The sequence below is a fragment of the Pseudoalteromonas sp. APC 3224 genome, from assembly GCF_030407535.1.
In the GTDB taxonomy this organism is placed as follows: domain Bacteria; phylum Pseudomonadota; class Gammaproteobacteria; order Enterobacterales; family Alteromonadaceae; genus Pseudoalteromonas.
Genome location: NZ_JASDDF010000081.1, coordinates 1 through 679, shown reverse-complemented (window position 1 = coordinate 679; position 679 = coordinate 1). Strand labels below are relative to the sequence as shown.

Annotated in this window: 1 protein-coding gene; it reads right to left on the bottom strand. The window is 35.1% G+C overall.

Going from position 1 to position 679, the window contains the following annotated elements; genetic code table 11:
- Positions 1–150 precede the first annotated feature (150 nt).
- Positions 151–387 (bottom strand): hypothetical protein, encoded by a 237-nt coding sequence (locus QL989_RS19135; RefSeq protein WP_290171720.1) that lies wholly within the window; start codon positions 385–387, stop codon positions 151–153.
- Positions 388–679: the final 292 nt, after the last annotated feature.

Genomic DNA, 679 nt, shown 5'->3' with positions numbered 1-679 from the left:
AGCAATAAGGCAAAGGGTTAAAAAAAGTAACCCTTTGGATACCTGACAACTCAGAAATCGAGATAAAGCAGATGGTATATTTTTTAATTGATAATCCAGACCATATACCTTTTATGGCTCGAAGTATTACAACTGGCCGTATGAAAAAGGCTATTTAATCAGATTGTCGAATGCTTGCTTAAAGTCGTTAATAGCTTCAATTTTATCGTCTAGTGAATTATCCAAACGATAATTATCAGCTTTTAAGTTTCTAATTTCAGTTTGTGTTTTTTGATATTCGAGTATCAAAAAATCAATTAACTTGGTGGAAGTATTAATATTTAGCTTACCCTTTAGGCGTTCAATTTCTTTATTTACTTCATCATTTGGGCGGTATGTAATAGCCATTTAAGTATCCTTTGCAATCATAATAGAAAGCCAGGATAAACCGGCAGAGCATATTTTGCAATCAAAACAACATAACAAAGCCAGGAGCAATCATACATTTTGCAATCATTAAAGTAAAAACTGGTTGCTTTCCAGGATAAAGAATGCAATCAAATGTATATATATTTTATGGCGCAGCCATGTAGACCGCACACAAATATTAATTTAGCATTACCGTAAATCGGTCGTAACTAAGCGAAGCGCAACCCCTGCCCTTAGTTACTCGATACCGCGCTTGCGCCCCTGATAAACC

Excerpts from the sequence above, each read along its gene's own strand:
- QL989_RS19135 (WP_290171720.1), bottom strand. The coding sequence starts at position 387 with ATGGCTATTACATACCGCCCAAATGATGAAGTAAATAAAGAAATTGAA.